This is a genomic window from Acetobacter fabarum, assembly GCF_040702925.2.
GTDB lineage: Bacteria > Pseudomonadota > Alphaproteobacteria > Acetobacterales > Acetobacteraceae > Acetobacter > Acetobacter fabarum_B.
In genome coordinates this window covers 1-249 of record NZ_JBFCXX020000107.1, presented here as the reverse complement: position 1 = coordinate 249, position 249 = coordinate 1, and the positions used below count along the sequence as shown (strand labels likewise).

Genomic DNA, 249 nt, shown 5'->3' with positions numbered 1-249 from the left:
CCTTAATTCCGTATGGTTTATAAGTTTTTTTCTCGCCATCTAAGATTTGCTGTTTGGTCGCAGCGACAGTTAAATTCCCAAATTTTGACGTTGAAATATGAATGTTAGGATTTTTTCCTCCTTCTTGATAAATCTCGCCATAAAGATAGAATTCACTCTCATAAAATTGAGGAGCAATCATCTCAAATTTTGTATCAGTATCAATTAGTAAAGTTTTTTCTTTTGAAAGAGAACTGCTAAGCTCTATTC

1 protein-coding gene is annotated in these 249 nt (G+C 32.5%); it reads right to left on the bottom strand.

The genetic code is table 11. The features are described 5' to 3' along the window. On the bottom strand, nucleotides 1-249 hold a 249-nt coding region (locus tag AB2L51_RS15295; RefSeq protein WP_400922712.1), incomplete at both ends, for a hypothetical protein.